Origin of the sequence: Aquibium microcysteis (assembly GCF_014495845.1) — a bacterium.
In the GTDB taxonomy this organism is placed as follows: Bacteria; Pseudomonadota; Alphaproteobacteria; order Rhizobiales; family Rhizobiaceae; genus Aquibium; species Aquibium microcysteis.
In genome coordinates this window covers 1,852,949-1,867,023 of record NZ_CP061080.1, presented here as the reverse complement: position 1 = coordinate 1,867,023, position 14,075 = coordinate 1,852,949, and the positions used below count along the sequence as shown (strand labels likewise).

The following is a 14,075-nucleotide window of genomic DNA, read 5'->3' as shown; positions in this document are numbered from 1 at the left end:
CTCGTGGAGGTGTCCGGTCCAGCCCGTTCAGTCCCGGACCGACGGCCTGATCCGGGTGGAAGCGCTTCGACCGGCTTTCGATCCCCGGACATGGTGGCCGCGGGTTTCGCCTTTGCAAAGCCGGGCCGCGCGCGCTATCTGTTGATCATCAACGCAGGCACCTTCGAATTGCTGTCGCATCCTGAAAGCCAGATCGTCGAGAGTTTCCGCGGGCGGTTCCTGAACCACGCGGGCTGCCTCATCGCGTGCATCTAGCCCTGGCGCGGCCATGAGCCGTCGACCGGGGGCCGGAAATCCAAAACCAGATCACGTTCGGTTCTGATTCCCGGGTCTGCCACCGCTGGCCCGGTGGAGATGCATGATGACAAGACGATTTTCGATGCTGCCCGCCGCTGCCTGTGACCGCCGCCTGAGGAGACACCCATGAGGGTCCTCATCCTGGGTAGCGGGGTCATCGGGGTGACGTGCGCCTGGTATCTCGCGCAGGCCGGACACGAGGCAACGGTCATCGACCGGCAGCCCGGTCCCGCCCTCGAAACCAGCTATGCCAATGCGGGAGAGATTTCGCCTGGATACTCCTCGCCATGGGCAGGACCGGGCGTACCGCTGAAGGCGATCAAGTGGTTGCTTATGAAGCACGGCCCGCTCGCGATCAGACCGCGGCTCGATCCGGCGATGTGGTCGTGGGTGGCGACGATGCTGCGCAACTGCACGTCGGCACGCTATGCCGTGAACAAATCGCGGATGGTGCCGATCGCGGAATACAGCCGCGATTGTCTGCGCGATCTGCGGGCCTCTACCGGGATCGCGTACGACGAGCGCATGCAGGGCACGCTGCAGCTGTTCCGCAGTCAACATCAGCTGGACGCTGTCGGCGGCGACGTGGAGGTCCTCGAGCAGTTCGGCGTACCGTTCGAAGTCCTCGACCGCAACGGTTGCGTCGAAGCGGAACCCGCGCTCGTCCGCGTTGCGGAGAAGTTCGTCGGCGGGCTGCGGCTTCCTGGCGACGAGACGGGCGACTGCCACACCTTCACGGCCAGGCTGACGGCGCTTTGCGCGCGAAGCGTCGAGTTCCGATATGGCGTCACCGTGCGGGACGTCCTGCGTGACGGACATCGGGTCCGTGGAGTCCGGACCGACGCGGGAGAATTCACAGCGGACGCTGTCGTCGTCGCGCTCGGAAGCTACTCGCCCTTCCTTCTCCGTCCGGTCGGCATCCGCGTGCCCGTCTACCCGGTGAAGGGGTATTCACTGACGCTCCCCATCGCCGACGAGACCGCGGCTCCGGTCTCTACGGTCATGGACGAGACCTACAAGATCGCGATCACCCGTCTCGGAGATCGCATCCGCGTCGGAGGGACGGCCGAGATCTCCGGCTACGACCTGTCCCTGAAGCCATCTCGGCGCGCTCCGCTCGAACATTCCGTCACCGACCTCTTCGGCGGCGCAGGGCGGCTGGAAGAAGCCACCTTCTGGGCCGGGCTGAGGCCGATGACGCCCGACGGCCCGCCGATCGTCGGGGGCACCCCGATACCAGGCCTCTACATCAATACCGGACACGGAACACTCGGCTGGACCATGGCCTGCGGCTCGGGACGCGTGCTCGCCGACATCGTCTCCGGACGGACGCCTGACATCGATGTCACGGACCTCGGCATCGGGCGGTATCGGACATGACGGGGAACGCGAGGCAGGTTGAGGCGGTCCTGACCGTCGATCTCGACGCGGTCGTGTCCAACTGGAGACTGCTTGCGGAAATGGCGGGACGCGCCGAGTGCGCGGCAGTCGTCAAGGCAGATGCCTATGGCCTCGGGGCCGTCCACGTCTCGGCTGCTCTCGAGGCGGCAGGATGCCGGACGTATTTCGTCGCGCACTCCAGGGAGGGGTTCGAACTGCGTCGGACGCTGCGACGGAACTCCCGCGTGTTCGTCCTGAACGGCGCCCCGGCCGGAATGGAACGCGAGCTTGCCGAGGCGGCGCTGACCCCTGTCGTCAACACGCTCGGGGATCTGGCAGTCTGGCGCTCATGCGCAGCAGCGACAGGCAAGCGGCTGGCCGTCGCGCTCCAGCTCGATTCAGGCATGGCCCGTCTGGGACTCGCCCCTGAGGACGTCGAGATGATCGCGGCTGACGAGGGCCTCCTTCACGGCCTCTCTGTCGAACTCGTCATGAGCCATCTTGCCTGCGCCGACGAGGAGGGCCATCCGGCCAACGAAGCGCAGCGTTCCACGTTCGAACGTCTCCGGGCACGACTCCCGGACGCGCCTGCTTCCCTTGCGAATTCGTCAGGAACGTTTCTCGGAAAAGGTTTTCATTTCGACGTCCTGCGGCCGGGCGCGGCGCTCTACGGAATCAACCCCACTCCATGGACGTCGAACCCCATGCGGCAGACGGTGGGCCTGCGCGCGCGAATCATTCAGACACGGAAGGTGAAAGCCGGGACCGCGGTGGGCTACGGGCACAGGGCGGTGGTCGACAGGGACACCACCCTCGCGACCATCTCCTTGGGCTATGCCGACGGCTGGCCCCGGAACGCCGGCGCCGCTGCGTTCCATCGTGGGCAGCCGGTGCCGTTCCTGGGCCGGGTGTCCATGGACAGCATCGTGCTCGACATGACCGGGTGCACCACCATGCCCCGCGAAGGCGATTTCGTCGACCTTCTCTGCCCTGGTCAGAACGTGGACGACATCGCCTGCGCGGCCGGGACCATCGGATATGAGATACTCAGCCGCCTCGGACGGCGCTTTCACCGGAACTACGTCGGACCCGGCGGGACTGGGCAGTGACGGCAGTCGCCGCTCGGGTGCCCGGCCTCGGCGCCCATTCCTCCGCATGGCGGCGGGAGAAGACTGGGTGCGTCGAGCTGCCAACGGAGGACCGCACGGCAACCGGGTCGCGGTGCCGGGCGGCAAGAGCGCGCGTCGAGATCACCCGCGGGACGCTCGTCATCCGCTCCCGCATCGCCGAAGCCACGCCCGTGCAGCCTAAGGGCGGCGAAGGTCAGGCCGTGCCTCCGCCCGCCAGCGTGTTCGGCATGGCTGCGAAGAAGACGGCCACGGCCAGCGGCAGATACGCGATCGTTCTGCGCATCCTGAGTTCACGATGCTGCCGTCATGCAGCCGAAGGGCCGGGATCGTCGACCCCGTCAGGGGATGCGGCGACGAGCGGCGCCCGATCGTAGAACGCGCCGCGGATCAACCTCAGCGAAGGTTTGCCGGGCGCTTGTCTCACCGAGTGTCGCTGCAGGGATTCCTTTTCGCGTCTGGCGGCCTCCGGCTGGTACTGGATCTTCTCGAGAAGGATCCGTTCCTCGACGCCGTCGCTGCCGGTGAGGACGAAATGCTCACCCTCGGCGAGCCCGAGAAGCGCCAGCCCGCGCAAGGTGGTGACGGGGAGGAACATGCCGACCATGGACGTCATCCTGTCGTGCGAGATGATCCGCGTGTCGGGATCGCGACCGTTCACGCTGAACGTGACGCGGCTGCTCATGGTGGCGACATCATCCGGGACCTCGTCGCGGAACATGACGATGGCAGATTCGATCTTTCGCTTGAGGATCGGCGCCATCGGGTCGCCCTGGCCGAGGCAGCGGTCGCGCATGACCTCGAGGATCGTGTAGTCCTTCGTGGTAAGGATGCAGGTTTCTTTCGACATCGCAGTTCTCCATTGCTCCGCCTGGGAGCGGTAAGTCGGGACGAGGTGGAGAACCCCTGTGCCGCATGCATGCGGCACAGGGGGCTACGATCCTGCGATGAGGCATCCTCCGTAAAGCGAGAGGCGGCTGAGCGGCATCGACATGGTCATGCGGTCCGGAACTCGGGCTGCGGCCGCGCGACATCGTTCTGTTCGACGTGCTCGACGGTCAGCCTGTGGACGCGGCCGTCGCGCGACGTCCAGTCGATGGACTGGGAGGCGGACAGGCCGATCAGGGCAGCACCGATGGGCGTCAGGATCGAGACCTTGCCGATGGCGATGTCGGCTTCCCCGGGGAACACGAGCGTGACGGTCCGGTCTTCGCCCGCATCGGTGGTGAACCGCAGCGTCGAGCCCATGCGGACGACGCCGGACGTCATCCGACCGTCCTCCACCACGCGCGCGCGGTCGAGTTCGGCGAAGAGCTGGTCGGACAGATCCGGATCACTGGCAGCCCGGGAATCGGCGAGGCGCGACAGGCTCTCATGGTCGGAGCGCATCATCGTGATGGCAGGCTTGCGCCCGCCGGAGGTGGTGGCCATTTTCAAGACTCGTCGAAGATTTCGGCCGCCGACACGACTCGGGCGCCAGCGGCTGAAGGATGGATCGGGTGGATTGTTGCGTCGCCGTTCCTGCAGGGCCGCGTATCGCAGTCCTCGTAGGCCTATGCCCCGCGGCCGGGGCGCGACGCGACCGGGCCGGGGGTCAGGTGCCCGCGATGGGGAACGCCCGTTCGAGCGGGAGGGTGCAACGGTCGGTCGACATGCAAGGGAACGTGGGACACCCCAGAGGCAAAGTCAAGGACGATCGGCTCAACGCCCGTCGCGCTTGGCTTGGGCGACGGCGCCGGCCTTGCGTTGACGCCCGAGCTCCATCGGCCGCACCAGACCGGCCCTGCGTTCACTGGCCTTCTTCCGCATCCCGTGATGCGCCGTGCGTGCGTTGAAGGCGGCGCCTGGCGCATCATCCTTTCCGGCCTTCTTGAGAATGAGCGCATTGCGGGCGTTCTCTGCCAGCGACACCCTGGCTGCCATCTGCCGGCGACGCTCGCTTTCGGCGTTGAGACGGCGCACAGCCATTGCCAGGACGTCGAGCTTCATCCGGGAACCATCGTCGGCGCGCGACGGAGCTGCTCCCTTCGCCGCACTCTTGCCGCGCATCTCTCGCCGACGTCGGCTTGCCTCCGTCCGGGCCTTGTCCCGACGCGCGCGAACGAGCTGGACGAGTTCGGAGAGTTCCTTGTCGGATAGATCCTGCACCATCGGATGATGCGACTTTTCGACCAGCTCGCGTTCGTCGGCGGCAAGCGCCCTTGCTTCATCCTTGCGTGTGATGGCCATTCGTTTCTCTCCGTTGCGGTTTTCGACGTGAGTCGCCTCAACGAAGCGTTCGGCCGGAGGGTTCCGTCAGCCGGTCCGGAGACGCGAACCCCGCAGCAATCCCTGTTCCTCCAGAACCGGATAGGCGATCGATGCCAGCAGCGAGTTGATCTGCTTCAGGTCGCGGATGGTGTCGAGGTGGATGGCACTCGTTTCCATGCTCTTGACGGTCCCGTCGCGCAGACGGGCGAAGTGGCTGCTGCTGGAGCGCTTCTCCATGTCGCGCAGGCGGTCCTTCTCCTCGACGATCTGCCGCGCGGTCGCGGCGTCCCGGGTGACCAGCAGGTTGAAGGCGAGGCGCGCATTGGACGTGACCGCCGCATGGAAGCTCGACAGTTCGCGCCAGCCCTCGTCGGTGAAGTCGAGCCCCCGGTCGTGTTTGCGCCGCACGTGGACGAGGAGGTTGCGCACGACGATGTCGCCGACCTGTTCGAGCTTGACGCAGGCACCGACGAGTTCCTGGCAGCGCAGTGCCTCCTTCTCCGACAGCGGGTGCGCCGACATGCGGGCGAGATAGAGCTTGATCGCGGCATGGCTGCGGTCGACGCGATCGTCGAGCGCGGCGAGCGACGTCATCGAGTCCTCGTCTGCGTCGACATACAGTTCTCCGATCCGCTTCAGCATGATCTCGACGGTCTCGCAGACGCGCATCACCTCGCGGGTGGCATTGGCGAGCGCCTGGGACGGCTTGTCGAGCGCGGCTTCCGACAGGGCGGTCAGTTCAGGCACTTCAAGTGCCCCGGCTGCGGGCCGTCCCCTCGTCACGAGGCGCGAGGCGAGGGCATGGATGGGGCCGGCGAGGGGCAGGCCGGCCACTGCCAGCGCCGCGTTGAACAGGATGTGGGCGTGGATCAGCTGCGCCGGTGCGGTGGAACCGAGAGCGTCGATGGGCGGAGCGATGACCATGACCGCGGCGAGTGCCACGACGGCGCCGCAGCCGCGAAGGAGGAGATTGCCGACCGGCACCACGCGTGAGGCGGGCGGCGCCGCGCGCGACAGCAGTGCGGCGATGACGGAGCCGCCGAGATTGGCGCCCAGCACCAGCACCACCCCGAGTTCGGGCGGCACGATACCGCGCGCCGCCAGCGCAGCCACGAGGAGAACGGCCGCGACCGAGGAGTGGAACAGCCAGGTGACGATCGCGGCGAGGAGGAAGGCACTTGCGGGGTCGACGGCGAGATAGCCGATCACGACCGGCAGCAAGGCGCTTTCCCGCAGCGGTTCGGACGCCTCGCCGATCATCCGCAGCGACAGGATGAGGAGACCGACGCCGATGAGGATGCGCCCCGCCTGGCGCCATTTGCGGGACAGGGTGGCGAGGAACATCGTGGTGCCGGCGACGAGACAGACGGGGACCAGAACGAACAGATCGAGTGACAGCAGCCTGACGACCAGCGCCGAACCGAGGTCGGCGCCGAAGACGGCCACCAGTCCCGACGTGCCCGAAACGATGCCGGTGCCGGCGAAGGAGCCGATCAGCAGGCTCACGGCGGTCGCGCTCTGCATCATCACGGCCAGAACGGCGCCGGCGAAAAGGGCGACGATCCGGCGGCGCAGCAGCGCGCGCAGCCTCAGCCGCAGCACGTCGCCATAGGCGCGCTCGACGCCTGTCCGCACCATCCGCGTCGCCCACAGCAGCAGCGCCACGGCACCTGCCAGGTGGAGAAGGACGAGGGATCCGCTCATGGCCGCACCGTCGGGCGTGCGGCCGCGGCCGGCCTGCAAGGGAGGATCATCATGCTCCGAACCGCCTGAATCGGCCAACGTTCCAGGGAAAAGTGATTAGCCAGATAATCAGTCGGGAGGCGGAGCGGGGACGCGCGCGGAACCGACGCGTCACGTCGCTTACGGACGACATGGCGTCGTGCGCGGCCTTTCGGGCTGTGGAAAGCGGGCAGGGCCGACGATTGGTGTCGTCCCGGAGGGATCGAACGACTATGGTGGACGAGAGAGAACCAGACCCCATGCGATTTGCGCCTTCCTTCCTCGACGAAATCCGCGATCGAGTGCCGATCTCGTCGATCATCGGCGCGCGCGTCTCGTGGGACAAGCGCAAGACCAACACGTCGCGTGGCGATTACTGGGCCTGCTGCCCTTTCCATGGCGAGAAGAGCCCGAGCTTCCACTGCGAGGACAGGAAGGGGCGCTACCACTGCTTCGGCTGCGGCGCCTCCGGCGACCATTTCAAATTCCTGACGGCGCTCGACGGGCTGAGCTTCCCCGAGGCGGTCGAGCGGATCGCGGAACTGGCCGGTGTGCCGATGCCGGCGCGCGACCCGGAGATGGAGCGGCGCGAGCAGCAGCGGGCGAGCCTGCACGACGTCATGGAGATGGCGACGCAGTTCTTCGAGGGGCAGCTCCAGGCCGCCGGCGGCGCGAAGGCGCGCGCCTATCTGCGCGAGCGCGGGCTGTCGTCGGCGACGCAGCAGGCCTTCCGGCTCGGCTATGCGCCGGAGAGCCGCAACGCGCTGAAGGAGTTTCTGGCGGCCCGGGGCGTGGCGAAGGACCAGATCGAGGCCTGCGGACTCGTGCGCCACGGCGACGACATTCCGGTCTCCTACGACTGGTTCCGCGACCGCGTCATGTTCCCGATCGAGGATTCGCGCGGGCGCGTGATCGCCTTCGGCGGGCGTGCGCTGTCGCCCGACGCGCCGGCCAAGTACATGAACTCGCCCGACACGGAACTCTTCCACAAGGGGGAGGTGCTCTACAACTTCGCCCGCGCCCGCAAGGGGCAGGGCAAGGACGGCGCGGTGATCGCCGTCGAGGGCTACATGGACGTGATCGCGCTGGCCCAGGCCGGCTTCGCCAACGTCGTGGCCCCACTCGGGACCGCGCTGACGGAGGCGCAGCTCGAACTCCTGTGGCGGATGGCGCCCGAACCGGTGCTGTGCTTCGACGGCGACAAGGCGGGCCTGAAGGCTGCGTGGCGGGCGGCCGACCTCGCGCTGCCCGCCATCCAGCCGGGCCGCACGGTGCGCTTCGCCATGCTGCCGGAGGGCCAGGATCCCGACGACCTCGTAAGGTCGGGCGGACCCGAGGCGTTCCGCAGCGTGCTCGCCGAGACCCGCGCGCTCGCCGAGATGATCTGGCTGCGCGAGACGCAGGGCGCGGTCTTCGAGACGCCGGAGCGGCGGGCGGAACTCGAAAAGTCGCTGCGCGAGGCGACGGGCCGCATCCGCGACGAGAACCTGCGCCGCCACTACCAGCAGGACATGCGCGAGCGCGTGCAGGCATTCTTCGGCACGAGCAGGCCAAGGCGCGACTGGCAGCCTGGCGAACGGGGCGGGGACAGGCGTACCGAGGGCTGGGGGCGGGGGCAGCGGCCGTCGGGCCGGCTCGCCGTCTCGGACAGCCTCGCCAGATCGGCGCTGGTGCGCACGTCGGCCGCCATCATGCCGGTGCGCGCGGCCGTGCTGATGGTCGCGCTGGTGAACCATCCGCCGCTGATCGACGAGTTCTTCGACCAGGTGGAGCGGCTGGATCTCGGCCATGCCGACCTGCAGCGCCTGCATGGCGGACTGCTCGACGCCGTGGCCCACGACGAGGCGGGCGATCGCGACGCGATCGTCGCCTGCCTCGTGCGCGCAGGCCTCGGCGCCGTCTGGGAAGCGGCCGTGGCGCTGGTGCGGCGCACGCGGCAGTGGCCCTCGCTGGAAGACGCGGCGCTCGACGATGCGCGCGACGCCTTCTCCCAGGCGATGCACTTGCACCAGAGCGCCGGCTTTCTACATAAGGAACTCAGAGCGGCCGAAGCCGCACTGGCGCTGGAGCCGACGGAGGAGAACTATCGGCAGTTGCTCGCCATCCAGACCCAGTTCCGCGACGTCCAGGCGACCGAAGCGCTGATCGAAGGCTTCGGGGTCTCCTCGGGACGGACGGGCGGCAAGGGTTGAGGGCGACGTTCGGGGCGACCTTTTTTCGACCGAATCGCATGCCAGCGGCTTGACCTCGCGGAGAATAGGCGGAATCAGGACGGTTCGGATTCGTTAACGGGTGTCGTGTCTTGCGCGATCGGGGAGGCTGGCGGAGTGCGGCACGCCTTCGCATGCCGGCGCGCCGCCATCGTGCCAGGGTTAATGATGAATTCACGCGATGCCGGTAGTCGCTGAGGCGAGCGACGCGGCGTCATCCGGTGCTGCGGGCGGTTCGCCACGGCCGCCCCACCGGACTTGTTGGAGACAGGAAAGCATGACGACAAAAGAAAAAGAAGAGGTCGAGACGGAGCGCGAAGGCGCAGTCGACGGTCCGCTTCTCGACCTTTCCGACGATGCCGTCAAGAAGATGATCAAGCTCGCCAAGAAGCGCGGCTACGTCACCATGGACGAACTGAACGCCGTGCTTCCGTCCGAGGAAGTGACGTCGGAGCAGATCGAAGACACCATGTCGATGCTTTCCGACATGGGCATCAACGTCGTCGAGGACGACGAGGCCGGCGAGGAGCCGGAGGGCGACCAGGCGGGCGACGCGGAGGAGGAATCCAACGAGATCGCCGAGCAGACGGGTACCGCCGTCGCAGCCGTCGCCAAGAAGGAGCCGACCGACCGCACCGACGATCCGGTCCGCATGTATCTGCGCGAGATGGGCTCGGTGGAACTCCTGTCGCGCGAGGGCGAGATCGCCATCGCCAAGCGGATCGAGGCCGGCCGCGAGACGATGATCGCGGGGCTCTGCGAGAGCCCGCTGACCTTCCAGGCCATCATCATCTGGCGCGACGAACTCAACGAGGCGCGCATCCTGCTGCGCGAGATCATCGACCTCGAGGCGACCTATGCCGGACCGGAGGCCAAGCAGGCGCCGGTGGTGGAACGCGTCGAGGAGGACGACAAGCCGAAGGCAGAGGAGACCCGCGGCCGACGGAGCCGCGAGGACGACGACGTCACCAATGTCGGTGCCGACACGCGCGGCGAGGAGGACGACGAGGAGGACGACGAGGCCAACCTGTCGCTCGCCGCGATGGAGGCCGAACTGCGTCCGCAGGTGATGGAGACGCTCGACTTCATCGCCGGCACGTACAAGAAGCTGCGCAAGCTGCAGGACCAGCAGGTCGAGGCACGGCTCGCCGCGGCCGGCGCGCTGTCGTCCAGCCAGGAGCGTTCCTACAAGAAGCTCAAGGACGAGCTGATCACGGCCGTGAAGTCGCTGTCGCTCAACCAGAACCGCATCGAGGCGCTGGTCGAGCAGCTCTACGACATCAACAAGCGGCTCGTGCAGAACGAGGGCCGTCTGCTGCGGCTCGCCGAGAGCTACGGCGTGCGCCGCGACGATTTCCTGCAGCACTACCAGGGCAGCGAGCTCGATCCGAACTGGATGAAGTCGATCGCCAACCTCGGCACGCGCGGCTGGAAGGAATTCGCGCGCAACGAGGGAAACACGATCGGCGCCCTGCGCAGCGAGATCCAGAACCTGGCGCAGGAGACGGCGATCTCGATCGCGGAGTTCCGCAAGATCGTCAACCAGGTGCAGAAGGGCGAGCGCGAGGCGGCCATCGCCAAGAAGGAGATGGTCGAGGCGAACCTCCGCCTCGTCATCTCCATCGCCAAGAAGTACACGAACCGCGGCCTGCAGTTCCTCGATCTGATCCAGGAAGGCAACATCGGCCTGATGAAGGCGGTGGACAAGTTCGAGTACCGCCGCGGCTACAAGTTCTCCACCTATGCGACGTGGTGGATCCGGCAGGCGATCACCCGGTCGATCGCCGACCAGGCCCGCACCATCCGCATTCCGGTCCACATGATCGAGACGATCAACAAGATCGTGCGGACGTCGCGGCAGATGCTGCACGAGATCGGCCGCGAGCCGACGCCCGAGGAACTGGCCGAAAAGCTCGCCATGCCGCTCGAGAAGGTGCGCAAGGTGCTGAAGATCGCCAAGGAGCCGATCTCGCTCGAGACGCCGGTCGGCGACGAGGAGGATTCGCATCTCGGCGACTTCATCGAGGACAAGAACGCGATCCTGCCGATCGACGCGGCGATCCAGGCCAATCTGCGCGAGACCACGACGCGCGTGCTCGCCTCGCTCACGCCGCGCGAGGAGCGGGTGCTGCGCATGCGTTTCGGCATCGGCATGAACACCGACCACACGCTGGAGGAAGTCGGCCAGCAGTTCTCGGTGACGCGCGAGCGCATCCGCCAGATCGAGGCCAAGGCGCTGCGCAAGCTCAAGCATCCGAGCCGCTCGCGCAAGCTCCGGAGTTTTCTGGACAGCTGAGGAACGCGCCTCTTCGGATGAAGCATCAGGACCCGGCGGCGACGCCGGGTTTTTCTTTGCTGTCTTTCCTGTGCTATTCAGGTGGTAAAACCATTGGATATCGAGGGTTGCAGGTGCCGACGATATCGTTGTTCTTCGGCATTGCCATCCGGATGTACATCCGCGATCACCCGCCGCTGCATATTCATGCCGTCTACGCGGACCAAGAAGCGCATGGCGCCATCGACACCGGCGGAGGCGGCGGAGTAGACGGCGGGCAGCCAGAACCGCACCTCTGTCGGCCCGAATCCCAACGCCAGATGAACGACCCCTTCGGCTCCGGTTCAGGCTCGCCCGCCTATCCTTCGCTCAATGGATCGGGACAGGCCCGGTCGGCCGGCCCCCCGGCAGAACGCGAAGGAAAAGAACAATGACCTCCCTCCTCAAGACCGCTCTCGTCGCCCTCTCGCTCGCCGCCGCCGGCCTCGGCGCTTCGGCCACCACGGCATCGGCGAGCGACGTGCGCTTCGGCATCGTCATCGGCGGCGGCGGCTATCACGGCGGCGGCTCCGGCTGGCATGGCGGCCACCACGGTGGTCCGGGCTGGCACGGCGGTCCGCGCTACGGCCGTGGCGTCTGCGCACCCGGTCACGCGCTGCAGAAGGCCCGCTCCATGGGCATCCGCCATGCCCGCATCGTCGACGTCAACCACCGCGTCGTGCGCGTCGACGGCCGCGACCGGGGCGGCTTCGTCCGCGCGGTCTTCGCGAACGACCGCGGCTGCCCGGTCGTGCGGGTCCGCTGATCCCGCAAGGGCGGATGCCCGCGGGTGGCGCCCGCGGGTTCGGGTTTTCTCCGAACTGGCTCTGGAACCCGGCGATGGCGCCGGGTTCTTTGCGTTTCAGGGCCGTGCTATGCTGCCTGCCATGAACGAGCGCTTCCTTCCCGTCGCGACGTCCGAACTGCGCACCACGCAGGCCGCCGAGGGCCTGCGCCGGCGCGCCTTCACCGTGGCCGAGATCGAGGCCATGGTCGCCGCCGGCATCATCGCGGAGAACGAACGCTTCGAGCTGATCGGCGGGGAGGTGGTGCCGATGTCGGCAAAGGGCCTGCGCCACGAGCGCCTGAAGACATGGGTGATGCGTCAACTGTTCAGGCAATTGCCCGACTCGATCGCCTTCACGCCCGAGACGACGTTCCGGCTGTCGCCCGACACCTTCCTCGAACCCGACTTCGTGCTCTACGACACCGCCGTCGGGCTGGAGGGGCTCGACGGCGCGACCTGCCTGCTCGCCATCGAGATCGCCGACACCAGCCTCGACTACGACAAGGGCCGCAAGGCGCTGATCTTCTCGGCCTTCGGCATTCCCGAGCTCTGGGTCATCGACGCCGTCACCCGGCTTGCCACCGTCTTCCGCGAGCCAAGTCCGGTCGGCTACCGCCGGGTGGTGGATGTCCGGCCGGAGAACACGCTGACGGCGCTGACGGTGGCGGGGCTGGATCTGCGGCTGGCCGACTTCACGTAGAACGCGTCATCCCCGCCTTACTTCTTCACCACCACCCACACCGCATGAATGATTCCAGGCACGTAGCCGAGGATCGTCAACAGGATGTTCAACCAGAAGTGCAGCCCGAGGCCGACCTGCAGGAAGACGCCGAGGGGCGGCAGGATGATGGCGGCGAGGATGCGGACGACGTCCATGGGGCGGGCTCCGGGTCATGGCTGAGAGAGGCGGGACAACGAAAAGCCGGCCGGAGGGTTCCGGCCGGCTTTGCGGTGACCGGTCTTTGCCGGTCAGTGATTCAGCCAGCGCCGGCCGGCCGGCATCGCGCGGCCGGCGGTTCGCGGCGCCGGCCAGGCGGTCGTGATCGCGCGGGGCCGCGCGGCGCGCTCAGCCGTACCACGGCCCCATCACCACCTCGGTCTCGGCGTCTGACGCCGCGACCTTGTCGGCAAAGGTCTGCGGGTCGCTGTCGCGGTAGTGGTAGGGATAGACGTAGGCCGGCTTGAATTCCGCCACGGCGGAAGCCGCCTGGTCGACGGTCATGGTGAAGGGCAGGTTCATCGGCAGGAAGGCGATGAAGATGTCCTCCAGCGCACGCATCTCCGGCGTATCCTCGGTGTCGCCGGCGATGTAGACGCGGCGGCCGCCGATCGTCAGCACGTAGCCATTGTCGCGGCCCTTGGGGTGGTACTTCAGACGCTCCTCGGTGGTGTTGTAGGCCGGGACCGCCTCGATCGCCATGCCGTCCACCGTCGTCGTCTCGCCATTGGCGATGGCGGTCGCCTTCGCCTTCAGGTCCTCGGCCAGCATGGCGAAGACGGCGGGATTGGTGACGAGCCTGGTGCTCTCGCCGACGAGGGCGGCCAGCGTGTCGGGCTTGTAGTGGTCGCCGTGCTCGTGGGTGATCAGGATCAGGTCGGGCGCGGCGTGCGCGGAATAGGCGGAGGCCTCGCCGACCGGGTCACAGTAGATCGTCATCGACGGCGTCGTCATGACGAAGGAGGCGTGCGCGATCGGGTGGATGGTGATGGTGCCGCCCTCGACCTCGTAGCCGTCGCCGCCGCCCGACTGGGCACGTGCTGCGAAGGGCATGACCGTGCCGAAGCCGAGGCTCGTAACGGCTGCCAGGCCCAGTCCGAGCGTTTCGCGTCGCGTGATCGTCATGTCGTGTTCCTCTTCGGGTTTTGCCGGATGTCCGTCCGCAGCACCTGCGGCGGGAAAGGGCAGGATAGGGCGCAGCCGTGGGACGACGACCGCACGTGCGATCAACTTTTGCGGAGATGGCGCCGGGCGCCGTCCCGTTCCGCGC

Annotated in this window: 14 protein-coding genes; 8 read left to right on the top strand and 6 right to left on the bottom strand. The window is 67.4% G+C overall.

Annotation, left to right across the window (positions count from 1 at the left end; genetic code table 11):
* Positions 1-90 precede the first annotated feature (90 nt).
* The 3 genes from IAI54_RS08560 (at position 91) to alr (ending at position 2,786) form a co-directional block, all read left to right on the top strand.
* The gene (locus tag IAI54_RS08560; protein ID WP_187971943.1) at positions 91-255 is read left to right on the top strand and encodes a hypothetical protein; all 165 of its coding nucleotides are present in this window, start codon (positions 91-93) and stop codon (positions 253-255) included.
* 168 nt (positions 256-423) lie between these two features.
* Positions 424-1,677, top strand: a complete 1,254-nt coding sequence (locus tag IAI54_RS08555; RefSeq protein ID WP_187971942.1) for a D-amino acid dehydrogenase — start codon at positions 424-426, stop codon at positions 1,675-1,677.
* Complete coding sequence (gene alr / locus IAI54_RS08550) at positions 1,674-2,786, top strand: alanine racemase (protein ID WP_187971941.1); 1,113 nt, start codon at positions 1,674-1,676, stop codon at positions 2,784-2,786. Before IAI54_RS08555 ends, alr begins: the two co-directional genes overlap by 4 nt.
* 325 nt (positions 2,787-3,111) lie before the next feature.
* Here the strand turns inward: alr and IAI54_RS08545 are convergent, their stop codons facing one another.
* From IAI54_RS08545 to IAI54_RS08530, 4 genes are all read right to left on the bottom strand, one after another.
* On the bottom strand, positions 3,112-3,654 hold the full coding sequence (locus IAI54_RS08545; RefSeq protein WP_187971940.1) for a GreA/GreB family elongation factor: 543 nt from the start codon (positions 3,652-3,654) through the stop codon (positions 3,112-3,114).
* Between the two features lie 146 nt (positions 3,655-3,800).
* The gene (gene rnk / locus IAI54_RS08540; RefSeq protein ID WP_187971939.1) at positions 3,801-4,235 is read right to left on the bottom strand and encodes a nucleoside diphosphate kinase regulator; all 435 of its coding nucleotides are present in this window, start codon (positions 4,233-4,235) and stop codon (positions 3,801-3,803) included.
* A 270-nt stretch (positions 4,236-4,505) separates the two neighbouring features.
* Entirely contained in the window at positions 4,506-5,033 is a 528-nt protein-coding gene (locus IAI54_RS08535) for a hypothetical protein (RefSeq protein ID WP_187971938.1), read from the bottom strand.
* A gap of 66 nt (positions 5,034-5,099) precedes the next feature.
* The gene (locus tag IAI54_RS08530; RefSeq protein ID WP_187971937.1) at positions 5,100-6,758 is read right to left on the bottom strand and encodes a Na/Pi cotransporter family protein; all 1,659 of its coding nucleotides are present in this window, start codon (positions 6,756-6,758) and stop codon (positions 5,100-5,102) included.
* Between the two features lie 278 nt (positions 6,759-7,036).
* Here IAI54_RS08530 and dnaG point away from each other — a divergent pair, with 278 nt between their 5' ends.
* The 5 genes from dnaG (at position 7,037) to IAI54_RS08505 (ending at position 12,787) form a co-directional block, all read left to right on the top strand.
* Positions 7,037-8,968, top strand: a complete 1,932-nt coding sequence (gene dnaG / locus IAI54_RS08525; RefSeq protein WP_187971936.1) for a DNA primase — start codon at positions 7,037-7,039, stop codon at positions 8,966-8,968.
* A gap of 295 nt (positions 8,969-9,263) precedes the next feature.
* The gene (gene rpoD, locus IAI54_RS08520; protein WP_187971935.1) at positions 9,264-11,282 is read left to right on the top strand and encodes an RNA polymerase sigma factor RpoD; all 2,019 of its coding nucleotides are present in this window, start codon (positions 9,264-9,266) and stop codon (positions 11,280-11,282) included.
* Between the two features lie 17 nt (positions 11,283-11,299).
* Entirely contained in the window at positions 11,300-11,695 is a 396-nt protein-coding gene (locus tag IAI54_RS08515) for a DUF4160 domain-containing protein (RefSeq protein ID WP_187971934.1), read from the top strand.
* Positions 11,692-12,066 carry a hypothetical protein gene (locus IAI54_RS08510; RefSeq protein ID WP_187971933.1) on the top strand — a complete coding sequence of 125 codons (375 nt, stop codon included), beginning with the start codon at positions 11,692-11,694 and terminating at the stop codon, positions 12,064-12,066. The genes IAI54_RS08515 and IAI54_RS08510 overlap by 4 nt, the downstream gene beginning before the upstream one ends.
* 121 nt (positions 12,067-12,187) lie before the next feature.
* On the top strand, positions 12,188-12,787 hold the full coding sequence (locus IAI54_RS08505; RefSeq protein WP_187971932.1) for a Uma2 family endonuclease: 600 nt from the start codon (positions 12,188-12,190) through the stop codon (positions 12,785-12,787).
* Between the two features lie 17 nt (positions 12,788-12,804).
* Here the strand turns inward: IAI54_RS08505 and IAI54_RS08500 are convergent, their stop codons facing one another.
* Together IAI54_RS08500 and IAI54_RS08495 are read right to left on the bottom strand one after the other, a co-directional pair.
* A complete protein-coding gene (locus tag IAI54_RS08500) occupies positions 12,805-12,963 on the bottom strand; it encodes a YqaE/Pmp3 family membrane protein (protein ID WP_187971931.1) in 159 nt (52 codons plus the stop codon).
* Between the two features lie 190 nt (positions 12,964-13,153).
* Positions 13,154-13,930 (bottom strand): MBL fold metallo-hydrolase, encoded by a 777-nt coding sequence (locus IAI54_RS08495; protein ID WP_187971930.1) that lies wholly within the window; start codon positions 13,928-13,930, stop codon positions 13,154-13,156.
* Positions 13,931-14,075: the final 145 nt, after the last annotated feature.